This window comes from Massilia sp. CF038 (genome assembly GCF_900129765.1).
GTDB lineage: Bacteria > Pseudomonadota > Gammaproteobacteria > Burkholderiales > Burkholderiaceae_D > Telluria_A.
On sequence record NZ_FQWU01000004.1, the window covers coordinates 319,844 to 341,032 of the forward strand.

Sequence of the window (21,189 nt, forward strand, 5' to 3'; positions counted from 1 at the left end):
AGGTCCCCGCCTTCGCGAGGACGATGATTTAGAGCCAACTTGGCTTCTGGGCCTTACAATAGCGCTCACGCGCAAGGCAACCCTCTATTTTATCCTAGCGCCGCCATTTCGCAGCAATATGCCTCCTTCGAAACCTAAAGCAGCGCCAAAAACCAACGAAAGCAAGCTCGCCAAGCTGGGTCTGCGCACCGATATGGATCTGGTGCTGCACCTGCCGATGCGCTATGAAGACGAGACCTCCGTGGTCCCGATCCGCGACGCGTGCCTGCGCGGGGGCCATGTCTCCCAGGTTGAAGGGGTGGTAACCAAGAATGAAATCGCCTACCGCCCGCGGCGCCAGCTGCTGGTGACCATTGCGGACGACACGGGTGACCTGCTGCTGCGCTTCATGAATTTTTACGGCAGCCAGGTCAAGCAACTGGCCGAAGGCACCCGCGTACGCGCTCGCGCCGAACTGAAACATGGCTTCTTCGGGGCCGAGATGGTCCATCCAGGGTACAAGGTCATCAACGAAGGCGCGCCCCTGCCCAAGGAGCTGACTCCGGTGTATCCGGCTGGTGAAGGCTTGTCGCAGGCGATTTTGCGGCGCGCGATTTCCGACGCGATGAAACGGGTCGACTGGCAGGACACCTTGCCCCCGGCCCTGCTGTCGTCCATGAATCTGTCGAACTTTGAACCTGCCGTGCGGCTGCTGCACTACCCGCCTCAGGAAATCGACGCCAACGCGCTGGTCGAACGCTCGCACCCGGCCTGGGTTCGAATGAAGTTCGATGAACTGCTGGCCCAGCAGCTTTCTCTCAAACGCGCCCAGCGTGCGCGGCGCAGCAAAGGCGCGCCGGTCCTGAAGGCGATCGGTGCACTGTCAGACGCGTTTCTGGGCCAGCTGCCATTCACACTGACAGGCGCCCAGCAGCGCGTGCTCAAGGAAATCCGCGCCGATCTGAAGAACCCGTATCCGATGCAGCGCCTCCTGCAGGGCGACGTCGGCAGCGGCAAGACCGTAGTGGCGGCGTTGGCCGCTGCCCAGGCCATCGACAGCGGCTACCAGGCCGCGCTCATGGCGCCCACCGAAATTCTGGCAGACCAGCACTTCCGCAAGATCGCCGCGTGGATGGAGCCGCTGGGTGTGAAGGTCGCCTGGCTGACCGGCAGCCTCAAAAAGAAGGACAAGCTCGCTGCCACCGCCCAGGTGGAGTCGGGCGAGGCGCAGCTGGTGATCGGCACCCATGCACTGATTCAGGATACCGTCAGCTTTGCCAAACTGGGCCTTGTGATCGTCGACGAGCAGCACCGCTTTGGCGTGGGCCAGCGGCTCACGCTGCGCAACAAGGGCAGCAATGGCAAGACGCCGCATCAGCTGATGATGTCGGCCACGCCGATCCCGCGTACGCTCGCAATGACCTATTACGCCGACCTGGAAGTATCGGTGATTGATGAACTGCCGCCCGGCCGCAGCCCGATCGTTACGCGCGCAGTGGACCAGAACCGGCGCGATGAGGTCATCGAACGGGTCCACGCGGCCGCGCTCGAAGGCCGCCAGGTGTACTGGGTCTGCCCGCTGATCGAAGAATCCGAAGCGCTGCAGCTGCAAACGGCCACCGACACCCATGCCATGCTGGCCGAGGCCCTGCCCGATTTGCAGGTGGGCCTGGTGCATGGCCGCATGAAGCCGCTGGAGAAGCAGGAAGTGATGGATGCGTTCACGGCCAATGAGGTGCAGGTGCTGGTTGCCACTACCGTGATCGAAGTGGGGGTGGACGTGCCCAATGCGTCGCTGATGGTGATCGAGCACGCCGAACGTTTCGGCCTGTCGCAGCTGCACCAGCTGCGTGGCCGCGTGGGCCGCGGTTCGGCTGCCAGCGTGTGCCTGCTGCTGTATCAAAGCCCGCTGGGCCAGATTGCCAAGCAGCGCCTGATGACAATGCGCGAGACGACCGACGGCTTCGAGATCGCGCGGCGTGATCTGGAGATTCGCGGACCCGGCGAATTTTTGGGCGCGCGCCAGTCAGGCCAGGCGATGCTGCGCTTTGCCGATCTGGAAACCGACCAGTGGCTGGTGGAGCAAGCGCGCGATGTGGCGCACGAGCTGATTCAGAATGCGGCCGATGATGTGGTGGAAGCCCACCTGGCACGCTGGCTGGGTGGCAAGGAAGAGTTCCTGAAAGTGTAAGAACTAGTGCAGTCGGCCGCGCGCCAGCGCGCTTTCCAGCTCTTGCAGATCGACCGGCTTCACAAAGTGGTGATCGAAGCCGGCCGCCTTGGCCAGTACCTTGTCATGCGCCTGCCCGTAACCGGTGAGCGCAATAAAGAGGGTGTGTCCGTTGCCCGGCAAGGCCCGCAGACGGCGCGCCAGCTCGTAGCCATCCATGTCCGGCAAACCAATATCAAGGATGAAGGCTTGCGCCGCGTCCGCATGCTGGGTAACGTGCTGCAGCGTGCTGTGGGCGTCTTCCATCACCTTGACCTCGTGGCCTTCGCTAGCCAGCAATGCTGCCAGCGATTCGGCAGCGTCGGCATTGTCGTCAACGATTAACAGGCGCATGGGCGCCGCTGCGGGCGGCGTTTCAATCGCCCCATCCGGTGGCGGCTCGGCCGCAACAGTGCCCATCAAGGGCAGGAAAATGCTGAACGCGCTGCCGGTGCCCGGCCCCTTGCTGTGTGCTTCGACCCGGCCGCCATGCAGGGCCACCATACTTTTCACCAGCGCCAGCCCGAGTCCAAGGCCGCCCTGGGCCCGGTCGGGCGTGCGTTCACCCTGCGTGAACAAATCGAAGATATGCGGCAGCAGCGCCGGTTCGATGCCGCTGCCGTTGTCACTCACGCACAGGCGCACTTCCGGCCCATTTGCTTCCAGCACCAGCACGATTTCGCCGCCCTGCGGCGTGTACTTGGCTGCGTTGGTGAGCAAGTTGACGATCACCTGAATCAATCGGGTCTGGTCGCCCTCGACAAACGCGGCATCGCCACTCAGACGCAGAATCAGTGCATGGCGGCGCGCTTCAATGCTGGGGCGCGCCTGTTCAACCGCGCTGGCCACAGCCCGCTTCAAGTCCACACTTTTGCGCGTGAGCGTGACCAGCCCGCGCGTGACGCGCGATACATCGAGCAGGTCGTCGACCAGTTCGGTCATGTGCTTGACCTGGCGCGCAATCACCTCGCTCGACTTTTGCACGCTGCGCGCATCCACTCCGGGCATCTTGAGCAATTGCGCGGCGGCGCTGATGGGCGCCAGCGGATTGCGCAACTCATGCGCAAGCATGGCCAGGAATTCATTCTGCTGACGGTTGCGCGCTTCGGCCGCCTCGTGCGACACCTGCGACCGCACGGCCGCCAATACCAAATGCTGATTGGCCGCACGCAGCTGCGACACCAGGCCGGTCAGGTCGGCCACTTCGGCTTCGCCGCTGCGCTGGTCGCGCACGGCATCGACCAGACGACCGATGGCGTCTTTCAATCGTTGATCGTCGTGCGCGCCATGGTCCAATTTGGTGTCCGTTTCTGTCCGTGTAATTGCTACTGCGCGGGGATGGCGATTTGAATATGATCGGCGTGCGTCACGAACTCGCGCACCTCGTCGCTGTGCGAACAGCCGCGCAGTTTCGGACACGCGATCAGTTTGATCAGACGGTTGTCGCGCTCGATGTAGCGCATCGAGATGATGCAGTCGACGATAAAGGAACTGGGGCTGAAGATCTGATCACCCGCTTCCGACAGGTTTCGGATCATCATGACCGTTACACCGCGCGCGTGCAGATTCGACAGCATGCGGAACAGCGACTCCTGGAAGTTTGCGCGGAACTGGGGGGCCAGCACCAGTTCCAGGGCGGTCAACGAGTCGATCACAATGCGGCGCGCGCCGGTGCGAATGGCGGCGTCGGCCAGTTCGGTAACGATTTCTTCGATCGACATGTCGAAGGCGCGTGGACGCACGTCGGTCACCTGACCGGCTTCGATCATCGCCTGCAAGGGCGAATTCGAAGCATGGAAGAAGCCATTCTCGAACGAAGCGACAATCCCGTGCTCACCCGCTTCAGCGCCCGCTTTGAGGAAGGAAGTCGCCAGCACCGTTTTGCCGGCACCGGATGGGCCATTGATCACAACCGAGTAGCCAACGGGAATACCACCGTGCAGCATGGCGTCAAGTTCTGCGCTGCCCGAGGAAATGCGCGCACCGCCGCGGCGGAAGGCAGGGTCTTCGGGTGCGTCGACAATGCCGCCCGAGAGCAGGCGCGGATACACCTGCAGGCCGTTAGCGGTGATGCGGAAGCAGTGCAAGCCTTGCATATGATGCGAGCCGCGCATCTTGACGACGCGGACCTTGCGCACGGCGGCGTTTTCGTCCATGTCCTGGCACAGATGAATGACCCCGTCGGCGACCGTGAAGATGGGGTTCTCTTCCTGCGTGCTGTCGGCGTATTCGCCGATCAGGAAGGTGGTGGCCTGCCAGGTCGACAGTTGCACGCCCAGCTGCTGCACAAAGTACTGCAGACTGGCCATGCTCTGATGCGCGTCGCGCGTGGCCTGCACCACGGACTTGAACGAGTCCACAAAAATCAGCTCGGGCTGGAAGCTCTGCACTTCGGCCAGGATGCGCTCGAGCACACCACTGAAGCCGCCTTTTTGCAGGTCGTCCGCCAGGTTTACATATTTGATTGCCGATCCCACCTTGGCTGGATCGAAAAAGCTGTACTGCTGCTGGAACCGCAGCATTTTGAGCGGTGGCTCGCCCAGAATGGTGAAGAACAAGGCCTTGCGCTGCTCGCTGGCCAGGGCAAACATGATCTGGTGCGCCAGCGTGGTCTTGCCGCTCCCGGGCGCGCCTGTCAATACGATGAACGAATACTTGGAAATACCGCCCTCGAGCAATGTATCCAGGCCGGGTACGCCGGTCTGTAATTTTTGAAGATTTACCTTGTTCGACATCTTGAATTTCCTAGCTGTTTCCGTGAGATTGTCCAACCCAGGCCGAGCGCAATATTTGCGCCATCAGGACCTCGCCGATCATCGATTCGACCAAATCGGTGAACGTATTGAGCAAGACGTTGCCGCACGACTCGGCCACACCGGGCTCGAGCGCACGCAAGTCTTCCTTGAGGGTATGGAACAAAAGATCGATCGATTTTCCCGGCAGGACTGCAGAGAATCCGGGGCAGTCCGGGGCGGCCAGATGGAGGGCGCGCGCGTACAAGCTTTGAAAGCCGGACACGCCAATGAGCGGCGTCAGGTGAAACGCCACCTGCTCCCACAGCCACAGCACCTGCTCGGCCAGAACGTTAGGATCGGCAACGCAGCCCGCCTTCTGCGTCAGGAGCCGGGAAATCATCTGCTTTCTATCTTCGGTAGTGACTGTCATCTGCGGGTGCATAGTGGGGCGCTTGTCATCGGCACGTAGTGATGTTGGCCGACGCTGAGTTTAGCACCAGGACGGCAGAAAACCCTGCACGTTAAGCAACAAAACGCGCATAGTAACCAACTCTTACTCATCATCATGATAGCGCACACCGATCTGGCGCCGAATGCTGTCCAGTGCGCCCATCAGGTGCAGGGTTTCTGCCAGCGGCATGATGGGACTTTCCAGCAGGCCGGCGCGCAAACAGCGTCCCGCTTCCATCGCTTCGTGTACATACCCGTTGCCCAGGAACGGGGTGGGAACAGTGCGCGTGTGGCCGTCCGCGCGCGACACGGTGACGCTGGTGGTGCGGTGAAACTGCGTGTTCATGCGCACAAAACCCAGCTCGCCGCTGACCGTCAGTTCGCATGGGGTGCGCACCTTGAACGAGCAGCAGCACACTGACATGGCGCCGCCTTCGTGCTGCAGGGTGAAGCTGGTTTGCAGGTCAACACCGGTTGGGCCGACGTCGGCTTTTGCCTGCACCGAGGCCACGGGCCCGAGCAGCGCGGTAGCAAGCGAAAGCGGGTAGATGCCCAGATCGAGCAAAGCACCGCCACCCAGATCGGGATTGTTGACGCGGTGGGCCGGGTCCTTGGTGGCGGTAAAGCCGAAGTCGGCGGTCACCAGATGCACGGGGCCGATCTCGCCGCTGGCGATGATGCGCTTGACTTCGGCCAGTGCGGGCATGAAGCGGGTCCACATGGCTTCCATCAGGAACAGCTTTTTTTCACGGGCCAGGGCGACCACCTGCTCGGCCTGACGACGATTGATGGTGAACGCTTTTTCGCACAGGACCGCCTTGCCGCCGTTTAGCAGCATCAGGGCGTTCTCGGCATGCATGGGGTGCGGCGTGGCGATGTAGACGATGTCAATGTCCGGCGCGGCGGCCAGGTCTTCGTAGCGGCCGTACGTCCGCGCGACGCCGAATTCGGCGCCGAAGGCGGCGGCGCTGTCGGCGCTGCGCGAGGCCACGGCTGCCAGGACGGCATCAGGCGTGTCTTTGAGTGCGTTTGCAAAGGCGCGCGCGATTTTACCGGTGCCGAGAATGCCCCAACGGATCATGATCGTTCCTTATAAATAGTCGAAACATCGCCCTCGCGAAGGCGGGGGCCCATAGCACCTACCCGACTTCGCGAACTGTCTATAGGTCCCCGCCTTCGCGAGGACGACGGGGTCGGAAGACGCTTGCGTCGGCGTAAAACGCTTCATCCTGCTCCGGCCACCAACCCGGTATACCCAGCACTGGCAGTGGCGTGAAGCATGCCGTGTTCAACTGCTCCGTCGCCAGCGACGCAGCAAGATGCGCATCGATCCATGCGCGCTGCGCGTCGGCGGTGAGGGTAAAGTGGACATCATCTGCTTCAACCACGCGCGTATGCGCCGTAATAGCCTTGCGCGGCGCGACCAGTTTTTCCATCAGCGCGTGCCCGAACAACCACACCTGCACGTCCGGCCCGAACATGGCACGCCGCTGCACCAACGCATCCTGCCACGCATGGGCACGCAGCGCCTGCGCCAGCGCTTGCCCCTCTGCGCCACGGCGCACAATCAGCAACGCGCAGTTTTCGTCAAAAATGGTCGCCGCATCACGCGCCGCCCCGCGCGACTTGCCCACCCCAGCCAGCGCAATCTGCGCCGCCTGCAGCGCATTGAGCTGCTGCTTGATACGCGGGAAGGTCAGCCACACCAGGCCATTGAAAAAATCATGCAGATTCTCGCGTGTAGGCACGCAGCCTGTGCTGCCGATGAATTCCTCGTAGGCGCGCCCCTCGGGCAGTTGCGCTTGCGGCACAAAGCGCAGCGGCTGCCCTGCATGGTTGTGCAGCGCCAGCGACTGTGCACCGGCATTGAGCGCGCCGGTGATACCTAACGCTGAGAAATCGAGCCGCGCAAACGCCGGCCGGACCGCGTCGTACCACGGCCGCGTCCAGTCAATCTGGTCGAACATCAGACTACAGCAGCTTCCAGTTGATCTGTTCGCCGCCATTGAGTGGCACCAGCGCCGAATCGGCCATTGGCACGGTTTGCGGCAGCGTCCATGCTTCGCGCACCAGGGTGACGGTCTCGGTATTGCGTGGCAGCTCGTAGAAGTCGGGGCCAAACTGGCTGGCGAAGCCTTCAAGCTTGTCGAGCGCGCCGGCACGTTCGAATGCTTCGGCGTACATCTCCATCGCGTGCAAGGCGGTGTAGCAGCCGGCGCAGCCGCAGGAAGTCTCTTTCGCGCCAATCGCGTGCGGCGCCGAATCGGTGCCCAGGAAGAAGCGCTCGTCGCCGCTGGTGGCGGCAGTCATCAGCGCCAGGCGATGTTCTTCGCGCTTGAGCACGGGCAGGCAGTAGTAGTGCGGACGAATGCCGCCCTTAAAGATCTCGTTGCGGTTGTACAGGAGGTGGTGCGCCGTGATGGTGGCCGCGATCGGGCCTTCCGCTTCCGCCACGTACTGCGCCGCGTCCTTGGTGGTGATGTGTTCGAACACGATCTTCAGCGCGGGCATGTCGCGCCGCAGTGGCCGCATCACGCGTTCGATAAAGACCGCTTCGCGGTCAAACAGATCGATCTCCTGATCGGTCACTTCGCCATGCACCAGGAAGGGCATGCCAACTTCCTGCATAGCTTCGAGCGTTTTGTAGCACTTGGCAAGATCAGTGACGCCCGCGTCGGAATTGGTGGTGGCGCCTGCCGGGTATAGCTTGACCGCGTGAACAAAGCCGCTGTCCGCAGCGCGCCGAATCTCGTCGGGGTCGGTATTGTCGGTCAGGTAGAGCGTCATCAGCGGTTCGAAACGCATGCCCGACGGCAGTGCAGCCAGAATCCGCTCGCGATAGGCCGCGGCCATGGCCGTGGTGGTGACAGGCGGCTTCAGATTTGGCATCACGATGGCGCGCGCAAATTGGCGCGCACTGTGCGGCAGCACGCTGGCCAGGGCCGCGCCATCGCGCAGGTGCAGGTGCCAGTCATCCGGGCGGGCGATGGTAATGCTTTTCGGGGAGTCGAGTTCGGGCGTGGACATGGCGGCTTTCAAAAAACGGATGCCGTCATTTTACCCGCTGCGGCGTTTCCGGACCGGCGCTTCTGCCCCCTCTATTACGAACTTTATTAAAAGAAATCTGTATGTTTTTGGCATCAACAATTGTCATGATTTTGAAACATATGTTCGTTATGCTGGGTTTTCGCACTAGACTCGGCAATAGATTCTGAGCAAGGCGGTACCTGCGTTTCAGCGTCGCGTGCAGGAGCATCGGAGTCATCCGGGCTGTTCTTAACACACGAAATTGGAGATCTAAATTGAAAAAATTAACGATTGCTCTGTTTTTGCTGTCCCAAACGCTGCTTGCCTCGGCTTCCGAACTGTCTACCTGCACTGCCAACAAAGGTGCCTACATCACTGGCACCGTGACCAGCGCGCCCCGCTTTGCCACGGGCTCCACCGTGATTGATGGCGTGCGGCTGACCCACACCCGCTTGAACCTGCGCTCCGACCAGGACGGCAAAACCTATGATGTGGCGATGGACAATGTGTACGCGGTCGACTACGTACGCAATGCCACCACCATGCCCAAGTCGCTGGCCGCCATCAAGGTCAACCAGCGCCTCGGCCTGTGCGGCCTGAAATACACGAGCGGCACTGGCATTCACTGGGTGCACAGCAATTGTGGTGTGACGCCGACCGCCACCAAGCCGAACGGCTGGGTCAAGATCATCGCCTCCAGCGGTTCGGTCGGCGCCAATCTGGAACGCAGCCAGAACTACTGCTCGCTGTTTAACTAAGAGCGCACGCAGTCCGCAGTTGATCTGCGGACTGCATACTGTTCTATGCTGATGAAACTACGCGACAGCGCCCTGTTCGTTCTTGGTATCGCCGCCTTGACGGTAGCGGCCTGGTTCGCGTTGCCCGCGAAGGAAAACGAACCCGCACCCGTTCCCGCAAAAGCGGCCCAGAAACCCGTCGACCAGATCGGCTGGCTCGCTTCGCTGCCGCAGGCCGCGCCGGACAGGGATCTGTTTCCACCAGTGCCGAGCCGCAGCGCCAGCGTGAACGGGCGCAATGGGCGGGCGCTGGACCTGGGTGGCAAGACCGTTGCGGCGTATATCGCCGAACGGATCGGCAAGGCGCGCGGGGGCGATGCAGCAGCCGCGTACGAGGTGTATCAAGCCGAATCAATCTGCGCTGCCAACGCGGATCCGGTGGCGCCTTACGCCGACCCCACCGAACACGCCGCGTTTTTGAAGGAACGCGAAGCAATGGTGGCATTGTGCGCAGGCGTCTCGCCGGCACAAGTGCAGGAGCGGCTGGGCTTTCTGGCCGCGGCGGCCCGCGCGGGCATGATCAAGGCGCAGCTTGATTTTTATACCGAAGGACCGTATGGCCGTGAATTCGACATGGCCGAAAACGCCAGCGATCCGACTGTGGTGCAGTGGAAGCTGGACGCCTTGTCCTACCTGAAGCAGGCCGGCGACAAGTGCGATCACTTCGCGCTGGCCACCTTGTCCAACGTGTATGACGCAGGCGCCCTGACAGCCCGCGACATGCGTACTTCGATGGCGTATGCGATTGCCGCCGCCGCGCCGCGCAAAATGGAACTGACCGAAGAGCAGCTGCGCAGCCGCTTTGGTGAAGAACTCAATGGCGCCGATTTCGACAGCGCGCGCCAGCTGGGGGCGGCGCTGACAGCGCAGGCTTGCCCTGCTTCGCGCTGACGCGCCAGAGCTTCTGACAGCGCCGGTCAGTGAATGATCTTGGCCAGGAACTCGCGCGCGCGCTCGGATTTGGGCGCGCTGAAGAAGTCCTGGGTCGGCGTATCTTCGACGATGCGGCCATGGTCCATGAAAACAATACGGTCGGCCACCTTGCGCGCAAACCCCATCTCGTGGGTGACGACCATCATGGTCATGCCCTCTTGCGCCAGGCCGACCATCACATCCAGCACCTCGGTGATCATTTCCGGGTCCAGCGCGGAGGTGGGCTCGTCGAACAGCATGGCAATCGGGTCCATCGCCAGCGCGCGCGCGATGGCCACGCGCTGCTGCTGGCCGCCCGACAGCTGGCTGGGAAACTTATCCTGCTGCGCCAGCAGGCCGACCCGGTCCAGGTATTGCAAGCCCTTGGCCGTGGCTTCGTCCAGGCTGCGGCCCAGCACCTTGGTCTGGCCCAGGGTCAGGTTTTCGCGTACAGACAGATGGGGGAACAGCTCGAAATTCTGGAACACCATGCCGATGCGCGCCCGTAGCCGCGACAGGTCGGTGCGCGGGTCGCCGACGGACACGCCATCGACCCGCACTTCGCCCGCCTGAAACGGTTCGAGCCCGTTGACGGTCTTGATCAGGGTTGACTTGCCCGAGCCGGAAGGCCCGCAAATGACCACCACATCGCCCTTGTCCACCCTGGTGCTGCAGTCCGTGAGCACTTGAAATGCGCCATACGATTTACTGACGTTCTTTAGTTCGATCATGTTGTTTTTTGTCGGATTTATTGGCGCCGTAGCGAGCTTGACAGCACTAGCAGTGCCTAGGATACTGCGGAACTTGCCAGAAGTTTCATCACCCATTCGGCTTGTCTGCTCACAAAATACACCAATTTTGCCCGAGAACGCACGGATCGACCCAATTACAGGATGCAGCACATGAATAAACGCAACCGCCTGACCATCTACATCATCGCGGGCTTGATACTCGGCATCGTTGCTGGCTATGTCGCCAACATCACGCTGGCCGATCCCAAAGCCTTCGCCGAGTACATGGGCCTGATCACCACGCTGTTCCTTCGCCTGATCAAGATGATCATTGCGCCGCTGGTGTTCTCGACCCTGGTGGTGGGCATTGCCAAAATGGGTGACGCGAAAGAAGTCGGGCGGGTCGGGGTCAAGGCCCTGGGCTGGTTCGTGATTGCCTCATTCATCTCGTTGTCGCTCGGTCTGATCATGGTGAATCTGTTCAAGCCAGGTCTGGGCATGGAAAAATTCCTCGACCCCACCGCGGTCAATGACCTGGCCAAATCGAGCCTGTCGCTGAAAGACTTTGTCACACACCTGGTGCCATCGTCGATCGTGGACGGCATGGCCAAAAACGAGATTTTGCAAATCGTCGTGTTCTCGATCTTCTTTGGTACCGCTGCCGCTGCCGTCGGCCAGCGCGCCAACCCGATGATTGAAGCCATTGACGGCGTCGCCCACGTGATGCTCAAGGTGACGGGCTACGTGATGAACTTCGCACCGATCGCCGTGTTTGCCGCGGTTACCGCCATCATCGCCAAGAGCGGCATGCAAGTACTGTCGACCTACGGCATTTTCATGGCCGAATTCTATTTCGCCATTATCGTGCTGTGGATCGTGCTGACCATCGCCGGTTTCCTGTTCCTGGGCCCGCGCGTGTTTGCCCTGCTGCGCATTTTGCGCGAACCGACCATTCTGGCGTTTTCAACCGCATCGTCCGAAGCGGCTTTCCCGAAAACGCTCGAGGGTCTGGAACGCTTTGGCGTGAAGAACCGCATTGCCGCCTTTGTGCTGCCGGTCGGTTATTCCTTCAATCTGGATGGCTCGATGATGTATTGCACCTTTGCTACCATCTTCATCGCCCAGGCCTACGGTATTGAAATGTCGCTCGGCACCCAGATGACAATGATGCTGGTGTTGATGCTGACCTCCAAAGGCATGGCCGGCGTGCCGCGCGCCTCGCTGGTGGTGATTGCTGCCACCCTGGACCAGTTCGGCATACCTGCAGCGGGCATGGTCTTGCTGCTCGGAATAGACCATTTCCTGGATATGGCACGCTCTGCGACCAACGTCATCGGCAACGGCATTGCCACTGCCGTGGTCGCAAAATGGGAAGGTGAGTTGAGCGATCCAAGCAAGGATCCATCCACTGCGCCACTGACCTGATCCAGGTTTGCGTAAAAAAGGCTTTCCGTTTCTGGGAGGCCTTTTTTTATGGTAATTCGTGTATCCTCGTTTTCCACCACACCTACCGGAGCTCCTCATGCAAAAGCTTTCCGCCCTGTGTCTTCTGCTCGTAGCAAGCAGTGTGCAAGCAGCGGTTCAAACTGTCGATTGCGGCCGCTTGCTGGACGTGAGGGCGGGCACCTGGCGCGACAAAGTGAGCATTCAGATTGAGGATGGCAAGATCAAGGCGATCGAGCCGATGCGCGCCGGGCCGGACCATATCGACCTGTCGCAGCATGCCTGCATGCCGGGCTTCATCGACATGCATGTACACCTGACCGGCGAAACGCAAAAGCAGGTCGATGCGCTGCGCGACACGCTTACGCTTAATCCGGCCGATTATGCATACCGATCCGTGTCCCTGGCCGAGCGTACGCTCAAAGCCGGCTTTACCACGGTACGCGACCTGGGCGCCAGCGACGGATTGAACGTCGCGCTCAAGCGCGCCATCGACAGTGGCGCCGTACCTGGTCCGCGCATGTTCACCGCCGGGAAATCGATTGCAACCACGGGCGGCCATGCCGACCCGACCAACAGCCTGTCGGCCCGCTTTGGCCGCGCCCTGGGTAACCCGGGTCCCAACGAAGGCGTGGTCAACAGTGCCGAAGAAGGCCGCCAGGCCGTGCGCGCGCGCTACAAGGAAGGCGCTGACCTGATCAAGGTTACCGCCACCGGCGGCGTGTTAAGTCAGGCGCGCAGCGGCCAGAACTCGCAGTACACCGAAGACGAGCTGCGTGCCATCGTCAGCACCGCCAAGGATTATGGCTTCCGGGTCGCGGCACACGCGCACGGCACCGAAGGCATCAAGCGCGCTTTGCGCGCCGGGGTCGACTCGATCGAACACGGCACGCTCATGGATGACGAAGCCATTGCCCTGTTCAAGAAAACAGGCGCCTGGTACGTGCCAACCATGACTGCGGGTCGCTATGTGGCCGACAAGTCCAAGGACCCCGAGTATTATTCGCCGCTGGTACGCCCCAAGGCAGCGGCCATCGGGCCGCAGATTCAGGCCACATTCAGCCGCGCTTACAAGGCCGGCGTGAAGATCGCGTTCGGTACCGATGCCGGCGTCTTCCCGCACGGTGACAACGCCAAAGAGTTCGCGTACATGGTTGAAGCGGGCATGCCGCCGCTCGAAGCCATCCGCGCGGCCACGCTCAATGCGGCCAGCCTGCTCGATCAATCCGGCCGGCTAGGTTCGATTGAACCCGGCTACGCGGCCGATATCGTCGCGGTCAGCGGCGATCCGCTGCGCGACATTACAATTCTGCAGCAGATGCAGTTTGTGATGAAAGACGGCGTCGTCTACAAAAAACCATAACGTCATACCAGGAGAAACGCATGCACTACCAACACCCCGCGCAAAAGATGTTCGCGTTGTTCGCGCCGCTCGTACTGCTGTTTGCCGTCGCTACCAGCGCACACGCGGATTCGGCCGCACCCAAGCTGGCCAACGTGACGGTGCTGGCAACCGGCGGCACCATTGCCGGCACGGGCGCCACCAGCACCACCACCGTGGGTTACACCGCCGCCACCGTCAGCGTGCAACGGCTGATCCAGGCAGTGCCGGAACTGGCCAAGGTGGCCAACGTCAGTGGCGAACAAGTGTTCCAGATCGCCAGCGAGAACATGACCAATGAACACTGGCTAACGCTGGGCAAGCGGGTCAACACACTGCTGGCGCAGCCAAACGTCGATGGCATTGTCATCACCCACGGTACCGATACGCTGGAAGAAACCGCTTACTTCCTGAACCTGGTGGTCAAGAGCCGCAAGCCGGTGGTGCTGGTCGGCGCCATGCGCCCGTCGACCGCGCTGTCGGCCGATGGTCCGATCAACCTGTACAACGCGGTGCTGCTGGCCGCCAGTCCGGAAGCTGCAGGCAAAGGCGTGCTGGTCGCGCTGAATGACCAGATTCAGGCTGCGCGCGATGTCACCAAGGTCAATACCTCGACCCTGGATTCGTTCCGCACCCCCGAACTGGGCCTGCTTGGCTACATCCAGGGCAGCAAGGCCTTTTTCTATCGCCAGCCGGTGCGCAAGCACACCACCGAGTCGGAATTCGACATCAGCGCACTGCAATCGCTGCCCAATGTGGAGATTGTGTACGGCTACGCCAACGTTGGCCCGGTCGCGGTGGACGCCTTCATGGCCGCCGGCGCCAAGGGCATCATTCACGCCGGTGTGGGTGATGGCAGCCTGGCTGCCAAGGTGGTGCCGGCGCTGAAGGCGGCGCGTGCCAAGGGCGCCATCGTGGTGCGCGCCAGCCGTGTGGGCCAGGGCATCCTGGCGCGCAATGGCGAAGCCAATGACGATGAACTCGATTTTGTGGTGGCCGACACCCTCAACCCGCAGAAGGCGCGCATTCTGCTGATGCTGGCGCTGACGAAGACCAACAACAGCAAGGAAATTCAGCGCATGTTCTACAGCTACTGATTCACTCAGAGCGATTGCGTTGCAAAGCGAGGTTCGGCAGCACTGCCAGCCTCGCCGTACCACTGGAAGTTGTCGCGCCCTTGCTCCTTGGCGCGGTACATGGCCAGATCGGCGCTTTTCATCATGTCCATCAAGTTGTCGCCGTCGCGCGGATAGCAGCTGATGCCGATGCTGGCCGTGATGTCGACATTCGACTTGTCGATCCATACCGGTGAGCGCAGCGCCGCCATGATGTTGTGCGCGGTTCGTTGCAGCCGTTCAGGCTCCGCTTGATCCGTCACTAAAATAACAAATTCATCACCGCCCAGACGCGCCACGATGTCCGCCGCTGGCGCGCTGGCGCGCACGCGTGTAGCCACTTCCTGCAGCAGCTTGTCGCCGGCAGCGTGCCCCAGTTCGTCATTGACCACCTTGAAGCGATCCAGATCGAGGAACATCAATGCGAATGTGCCGCCGCTGCAGCGTTTTTCAGCAAAGGTGTGCTCCAGGCTGGCCATGAACATGGCGCGGTTCGGCAAGCCGGTCAGCTCATCATGGAAGGCGCGCCGGTGCAGCTCCTGCTGTTCGCATTTGCGCGCGTCGATATTGGTCAGCGCCGTCAGTACGCACTCGTCGCCATAATAAGTGATGCATTGCGAAGACATCGATGCCCAGAACACCTTGCCCTGGCTGTCGTGCAGACGAATCTCCCAGTCGTTGGCACTTTGGTGATGCTGCAAATGCGCGACCAGCCGCTCGCGATCCCCCAGATCGACATAGAAATCGCTGGAATGCACCGTATCCATGCGCTCGGTCGACATCTTGAATTGTGCCAGCGCGTGTTCGTTGGCGAAGCGGATCGATTTGTCGGCCAGCCGCACGATCACAATCGGCATCGGCGCAAATTGCAGCAGGCCGCGGAACTGGATCTCGCCCTGGCGTGATGCGCTTTCAATCTGTTCGCTCTGGCGTACCAGGCGGGTGGAGAACAGGAAAGCCGCACCAAGGAACATCGCCACGCCGGCAAACAGCAGTACCACCAGCACCAGCTGGGTCTTGCGCGCGGCCTCCCCAAGGGTGAACGAAAAAGCGTCTTCGAGCGGCGTCAGGCGCTGATTGAGTGTGTGCAGTTCATCCAGATAGGGCAGCATCGCCGCTTCGCTGCTGTTACCCGACTGGACCGCCTGGTCGATGCGGGTGGCCAGCGCGATCAGATGATCAATCTCGACGTCGGCGCGGCTCCAGATGTCGATTGCCTTTTCGATGTCGGGCACCCGGCGAAAGTCGCGCACCAGGCGCACCATGCCGTCGATATCGTCCGGATGATTGCGCCCCTGCAGAAAGCCGGCGCGAACGACCTGCAAATCGGGATTGGGTTTGTCCAGTTCGAGGCGCGCCTGGCGGTCGCCCAGGATCACCGCGCGTGAATCAAGGTAGGCCTGGTAGTCGCGCCGGTCATGCAGGCGCGCATAGCGGCCCAGCGCGTATGTCATGTCCTTTTGCGCTTTGGACCACAGGCCTTCGCCGCCCACATAAGCGCGGCCGGCCGAGAGCAGGCCAATGCCGTAATAAGTAAACGCCAGCGACAGCACAATAATCGCGGAAAACAGCCAGGCAATCAGAATCAGACGGCGGCTCTTGCCTGCCGTCGCGCTGCCCATCGTCAGCTGTATCGATTGCGCCATGCTGGCCTTGCTAAAAGTTCTCTGTGTGCAACATATCCAAGTCTCCACCTGGCACGATTGGATGTCAAGCTTGGGGTATGCCAACTATTTTTCCTTAGCAATGAACTGCTTGCTACAATCGCACAAAAGTTTTCACAAATGACAACTAAGGACGGCATGGAATTCATCATTGTGTTGGTCGGCGGTTTACTGTTTGGCTATCCCCTGCTCGCGGCGCTGCTGGTCACGCGCGGGCTGCGCCGCCGTGTCGACGAGCTGGAAAGCCAGCTGCGCCTGCTGAATCGGGAGCGTGCCGAGGCTGGCGCCCAGACGAACGCCGCCCAGGCGCCGGTGCCGCGCATGCCGGCCGAGGTGGCAGCCCCGGTTGCCGCAGCGCCGCCCGCATCTTCTGCGCCGCCGGCGCCGGTTGTCGCGCCGACGCCACGTCCGCCGCCTGCGGCGCCACCAATTGAAGTCCCGAAGAGCGTTATCAAGCCAGCGCTGGCGCCGCTGCCGCCCGCCCCTGCTACGGCTCCCGCGCGCCCCGCTGCGCCGCCGCGGCCCCCGTCGCCCCCACCCCCGCCACGCCCGCCATCGCCCCCGCCGGCCTGGCTGGTGGCCGCCAAAAACTGGCTGTTTACCGGCAACCTGGTGGCCAAGATGGGCCTGCTGATCCTGTTCATCGGCGTCAGCTTCCTTCTCAAGTACGCCTCCGAGCGGGTCACCGTGCCGATCGAGCTGCGCCTTGCCGGCATCGTGCTGGCCGATATTGGCTTGCTGGTCTGGGGCTGGCGCATGCGCCTGTCGCACCGCAATCTGAGCCTGCCGATCCAGGGGGCGGCGCTTGCGATTCTGATGCTGGTCACCTTCGGTGCGTTCCGCCTGTATCACCTGATTCCATCCGGTCTGGCGTTCGGCCTGCTGTTCGTGCTGACCGCGTTCACCTGCCTGCTGGCGGTGCTGCAGAATGCTGTCTGGCTGGCGGTATTTGGCATCAGCGGCGGCTTCCTGTCGCCGATCATGACCTCCACCGGCAGCGGCAGCCATGTAGCGCTGTTCTCGTATTACGCATTGCTGAACGCTGGCGTATTGGCCATTGCGCTCAAGCGCACCTGGCGCGCACTCAACCTGCTGGGCTTCGCATTTACTTTCGTGATCGGCGCTGCCTGGGGTGTGCTGCGCTATTCGCCCGAGTCGGATTACCTGTCGACCCAGCTGTTCCTGATCCTGTTCTTCCTGTTCTATGTGGCCATCGCGGTCGTGTACGCGCTGCGCCGCAAGGTCGACGACAAGCCTTACGTGGATGCCACCATCGTGTTTGGCACAGCGCTCGCTGCCTTTGGCCTGCAACTGGGCCTGATGCGCGATGTCGAATTTGGCAATGCCTTCTCGGCGCTGGGCATCGGCGTGTTTTACATTGTGCTGGCCATGGTGTTGTGGCGCCGCCGCGCCGGCCAGCTCAAGCTGCTGGTCGAATCCTTCGTCGCACTGGGGGTGATCTTTGGCACGCTGGCGATACCGTTCGCGCTCGACGGCCGCTGGACTTCCGCCGCCTGGGCCCTGGAAGGCGCGGGCGTAACCTGGGTGGCCCTGCGCCAGCGCCAGCGCCTGACCTTCATGTTCGGCATGCTGGTGCAGGCCGGGGCATGGATCTCGTTCATTGGCGCCGTCAGTGGTCTGGCGCCGCAAGCGGCAAGAGATTCAAACCTCTGGCTCGGCTTCCTGATCCTTGCCGTGTCGGCCTTCTTCATGGCCACCACGCTGCGCCGCCACAAGGACGGCGACACGCAAGCCTTCCCGCATGCATCGAGCTGGTTCCTGGCCTTTGCTGGCGTGTGGTTCATGGCCGGCGCCTGGACCGAGATCCTGCTGCGCCAGCAAGGTACGGTACAAGCGAACATGCTGGCCGCCAGTGGCCTTGCCACCGCCGCCATCCTGGCCGGCATCGGCCTGCGCATGCAATGGCAGCGCGCGCGCACCTTCTCGCTGATTGCACAACTGATTGCAGGGGCAGCGCTGTTCATCGCCGTGCTGGACAACTGGAACTGGACCACCAGCAGCCCGAACTTGTTCGACAAGCCGTTGCTTGGTGCGCTGATCATCTTTGCCGCCGCCATTATCACCAGCTGGAATACGTGGCGCATGCCGGCAGTGGCGGGATCCGACGGCGCGTCGCGCCCCATGCTGGCCTGGGCCGCGCTGTGGTGGTTCGGCCCGATTCTGGACGCGCTTTCCGGCACTATGGTGTACACGCTCACGCCCAAGTGGGAAGTCTGGCCGGCGGTATACGCTGCCTGTGCGGCGCTGTCCGGTGTGCTGTTCGCGCTGGTCGGTCGCCGCATCAAGTGGGACAGTCTGCGCTGGATGAGCGTCAGCGCCTGGGTTGCGCTCGTGGTCACCACCGTACTGACGCTGACCCAGCTTTACCTTGCCGACAAACTGCCTGGCGCAGTCGCATGGGCAGCGTTTGCAGCGACCTGGCTGGCCAGCGAATGGCTGTTGCAACTATGGCCGGCAAGCGGCTGGAAGTTCAACGGTATCGCGCTCAGAGCCATTCACGTACTGCGTACGGCCGGACCATGGATCATGCTGTGGAAAACCGGCGAACTGTGGATCGGGCAGTGGCTGGCCAGTGGCGGCGTGGAGGCAAGCAGCAGCTGGGCCAATTTTGTGCCGGCGTGGGCAATGATGGTGCTGGTGCTATGGCTGATCAAGCGCAGCGACAGTCAGCGCTGGCCGGTGGCGCCGCTCGCAGTCTGGTACCGCCAGATTTTGCTGCCATGCGCGGTCGCCTGGTCGCTGCTGCTGATGGCCTTATGGAATCTTGCGCAGGATGGCACCATGGCGCCGTTGCCTTATCTGCCACTGGCGAATCCGCTCGACCTGAGTACCGGCCTGGCCTTGCTGCTGGCCGCGTTCTGCTATCGCATGCTCAAGACCGACAGCGCGAGCTGGACGCCGCTGCGCCGCAAGGTGATGGACAAGCTGCCCATGGCTGGCGCGATTGCGGCCTATGGCTGGTTCAACCTGATCTGCTTGCGCACAGCCGCGTACTGGCTCGGTCTGCCTTACCAGGCCGATGAACTGTTTGATTCGCAGTTCATCCAGGCGATGCTGTCACTGGTCTGGAGCGTAACGGCACTGATCCTGATGTGGCGCGCGGCGGCCAAGGGCGTGCGGCGACAATGGATGCTGGGCGCCGGCTTCCTGGCGCTGGTGGTGGCCAAGCTGTTCATGGTCGACCTGGATGGCGTGGGCAGCGTAGCGCGCATCGTTTCCTTCGTCGGCGTCGGTTTGCTGATGGTATTGATCGGCTACCTGGCGCCGTATCCGAATGCGGCCGAAGCGGCTGGCACCAACTCTGGAGAATAAATGAAAACGATGATGCCCATCGGCTTGTGCGGTGCTGTGCTGCTGTTTGCTGGTGCCGCTGGCGCCGCGCCTGCAGCGAGTGACACGCCCGGCGATTACGCCAATGCCATTCAGCTCAAGGTCAGAAAAGGCGATGCTGTAGTCCAGCTCAAGCTGCCGAAAGAAGTTTATCTGCAGTCGCGCAGCGCGGCACTGGATGACGTGCGCATCTTTGATGGCAGCGGCAAGTCGCTGCCGTTTGCACTGATACAGCCCGCACAGCAGCGCCGCGTGAGCGTAGAGCGCTTCCCGGTCAAGGTGTTTCCGGTGCCGGTTGATGACAAGGCAGCCGGCGTACAGAACGACATTGAAGTCAAGGTATCTGCTGACGGCGCCATCACATCGGTCACCACGCGTGAAGGTGCCGGTGGCCGCCGCAGGCAGCTTGGCGCCGGAACGCTGGTGCTCGATATTGGCAAAGGCAACGGGGACGAGGGAAAACTGATCAATGCGCTGGTCTTCAACTTGCCGGATGGGCTGGACAACTACAGCGCGCAGGTGCAACTGGAAGTAAGCGAGGATTTGCAGAGCTGGGAGACGGTGAGCTACGCGCATCTGAGCCGGCTACGCAACAGCAATCTGGACACGCTGCAGACCAACCGCATGGAATTCGAGGCGCGCAAGGTGCGCTACGCGCGCATCTCGCTACGCCAGGGCAAGCCGGTACAGTTCACCAGCATCGTGGCGGAGTCGCCCGCATCGGACGATGTCGCCCCAGCCCTCGACAGCGTGACCCTGGCGCCGCACGCAGGCTTGATTCCCAATGAACTGGTCTACGACGCTAACGTCGCCATCCCGGTGCGCCGCATGCGCTTTGAATTCGCCGAAGAGAATATCGTGATGCCCGCCCTGATCGGGGTGCACGTGAAGCGTCCGGTCGATAATCAGCTCGCGTTCGGCGCCCGGCGCCAGGCCACCTTCTACAAAATCAATCAGAATGGCGAGCAGCGCACGGCCAATGAAATTACGTTTGATGATGTGCACGTCCAGCAGTGGGCGGTGCGGCCGCAAGAGCAGATCACCGCGCGTCCGCAGATGACCTTGTTGTGGGAACCGAGTTCGCTGGTCTTCATGGCCAGCGGAGCACCGCCTTACACGCTGCACTTCGGCCGCGCCAAGGCAACGCCGGGCCAGCGTGACATCGCCCAGGTGGCGCCCGGCTTCTCGGCGAAGGAACTGCAAACCCTGGAACAAGCAGTGCCGGGTAACTATCGACACACGCCAGTGGTGGTCGGCGTCGATGAAGCCGAAGGCGGGGCGCGCTTGCGCATCATCGCCCTGTGGTCGGTGCTGTTGCTGGGCGTGGGCGTGCTGGGCTTTATGGCGTGGCGCTTGCTGAGCCAGATGAAGAACAATCCTGGCGACTGAAAAAGC

The 21,189-nt window shown here is 61.9% G+C and carries 16 protein-coding genes; 8 read left to right on the plus strand and 8 right to left on the minus strand.

All coding sequences use genetic code 11. The features are described from left to right. Positions 1-118: 118 nt before the first annotated feature. Complete coding sequence (recG, locus tag BUC24_RS22870; RefSeq protein WP_073222411.1) at positions 119-2,170, plus strand: ATP-dependent DNA helicase RecG; 2,052 nt, start codon at positions 119-121, stop codon at positions 2,168-2,170. Between the two features lie 3 nt (positions 2,171-2,173). Here the strand turns inward: recG and BUC24_RS22875 are convergent, their stop codons facing one another. The 6 genes from BUC24_RS22875 to pyrC all read right to left on the minus strand — a co-directional run bounded on the left by BUC24_RS22875 (position 2,174) and on the right by pyrC (position 8,400). Beyond that, complete coding sequence (locus BUC24_RS22875; protein WP_143167624.1) at positions 2,174-3,454, minus strand: hybrid sensor histidine kinase/response regulator; 1,281 nt, start codon at positions 3,452-3,454, stop codon at positions 2,174-2,176. A 59-nt stretch (positions 3,455-3,513) separates the two neighbouring features. After that, positions 3,514-4,923 carry an ATPase domain-containing protein gene (locus BUC24_RS22880; RefSeq protein ID WP_073222414.1) on the minus strand — a complete coding sequence of 470 codons (1,410 nt, stop codon included), beginning with the start codon at positions 4,921-4,923 and terminating at the stop codon, positions 3,514-3,516. Between the two features lie 10 nt (positions 4,924-4,933). Beyond that, complete coding sequence (locus BUC24_RS22885) at positions 4,934-5,323, minus strand: hypothetical protein (protein ID WP_143167625.1); 390 nt, start codon at positions 5,321-5,323, stop codon at positions 4,934-4,936. A gap of 153 nt (positions 5,324-5,476) precedes the next feature. Next, positions 5,477-6,454, minus strand: a complete 978-nt coding sequence (locus BUC24_RS22890) for a Gfo/Idh/MocA family protein (protein ID WP_073222418.1) — start codon at positions 6,452-6,454, stop codon at positions 5,477-5,479. A gap of 79 nt (positions 6,455-6,533) precedes the next feature. Continuing rightward, positions 6,534-7,340 (minus strand): DUF3025 domain-containing protein, encoded by an 807-nt coding sequence (locus tag BUC24_RS22895; RefSeq protein WP_073222419.1) that lies wholly within the window; start codon positions 7,338-7,340, stop codon positions 6,534-6,536. 4 nt (positions 7,341-7,344) lie between these two features. Next, a complete protein-coding gene (pyrC, locus tag BUC24_RS22900; protein WP_073222421.1) occupies positions 7,345-8,400 on the minus strand; it encodes a dihydroorotase in 1,056 nt (351 codons plus the stop codon). Positions 8,401-8,675: 275 nt separating this feature from the next. Between pyrC and BUC24_RS22905 the strand changes: the two genes are divergently transcribed. Both BUC24_RS22905 and BUC24_RS22910 read left to right on the plus strand, forming a co-directional pair. Further along, entirely contained in the window at positions 8,676-9,158 is a 483-nt protein-coding gene (locus tag BUC24_RS22905; RefSeq protein ID WP_229448571.1) for a hypothetical protein, read from the plus strand. A gap of 45 nt (positions 9,159-9,203) precedes the next feature. Beyond that, positions 9,204-10,088, plus strand: coding sequence for a hypothetical protein (locus tag BUC24_RS22910; RefSeq protein ID WP_073222422.1), 885 nt, complete (start codon positions 9,204-9,206; stop codon positions 10,086-10,088). Positions 10,089-10,114: 26 nt separating this feature from the next. On the opposite strand, the gene BUC24_RS22915 is transcribed toward BUC24_RS22910, so the two are convergent. After that, positions 10,115-10,840, minus strand: coding sequence for an amino acid ABC transporter ATP-binding protein (locus BUC24_RS22915; protein ID WP_073222425.1), 726 nt, complete (start codon positions 10,838-10,840; stop codon positions 10,115-10,117). Between the two features lie 171 nt (positions 10,841-11,011). Between BUC24_RS22915 and BUC24_RS22920 the strand changes: the two genes are divergently transcribed. The 3 genes from BUC24_RS22920 (at position 11,012) to BUC24_RS22930 (ending at position 14,761) form a co-directional block, all read left to right on the plus strand. Further along, positions 11,012-12,265, plus strand: a complete 1,254-nt coding sequence (locus BUC24_RS22920; protein ID WP_073222426.1) for a dicarboxylate/amino acid:cation symporter — start codon at positions 11,012-11,014, stop codon at positions 12,263-12,265. 97 nt (positions 12,266-12,362) lie between these two features. Further along, positions 12,363-13,646, plus strand: coding sequence for a metal-dependent hydrolase family protein (locus BUC24_RS22925; RefSeq protein WP_073222428.1), 1,284 nt, complete (start codon positions 12,363-12,365; stop codon positions 13,644-13,646). A gap of 47 nt (positions 13,647-13,693) precedes the next feature. Continuing rightward, positions 13,694-14,761: a type II asparaginase gene (locus BUC24_RS22930; RefSeq protein ID WP_143167630.1), complete on the plus strand. Its 1,068-nt coding sequence runs from the start codon at positions 13,694-13,696 to the stop codon at positions 14,759-14,761. Between the two features lie 5 nt (positions 14,762-14,766). Here BUC24_RS22930 and BUC24_RS22935 read toward each other — a convergent pair whose 3' ends face one another. After that, entirely contained in the window at positions 14,767-16,425 is a 1,659-nt protein-coding gene (locus tag BUC24_RS22935) for a GGDEF domain-containing protein (protein ID WP_073222432.1), read from the minus strand. A 138-nt stretch (positions 16,426-16,563) separates the two neighbouring features. Between BUC24_RS22935 and BUC24_RS22940 the strand changes: the two genes are divergently transcribed. Both BUC24_RS22940 and BUC24_RS22945 read left to right on the plus strand, forming a co-directional pair. After that, positions 16,564-19,776: a DUF2339 domain-containing protein gene (locus BUC24_RS22940; protein ID WP_229448573.1), complete on the plus strand. Its 3,213-nt coding sequence runs from the start codon at positions 16,564-16,566 to the stop codon at positions 19,774-19,776. Further along, on the plus strand, positions 19,777-21,183 hold the full coding sequence (locus BUC24_RS22945; protein WP_083599106.1) for a DUF3999 family protein: 1,407 nt from the start codon (positions 19,777-19,779) through the stop codon (positions 21,181-21,183). Positions 21,184-21,189 lie beyond the last annotated feature (6 nt).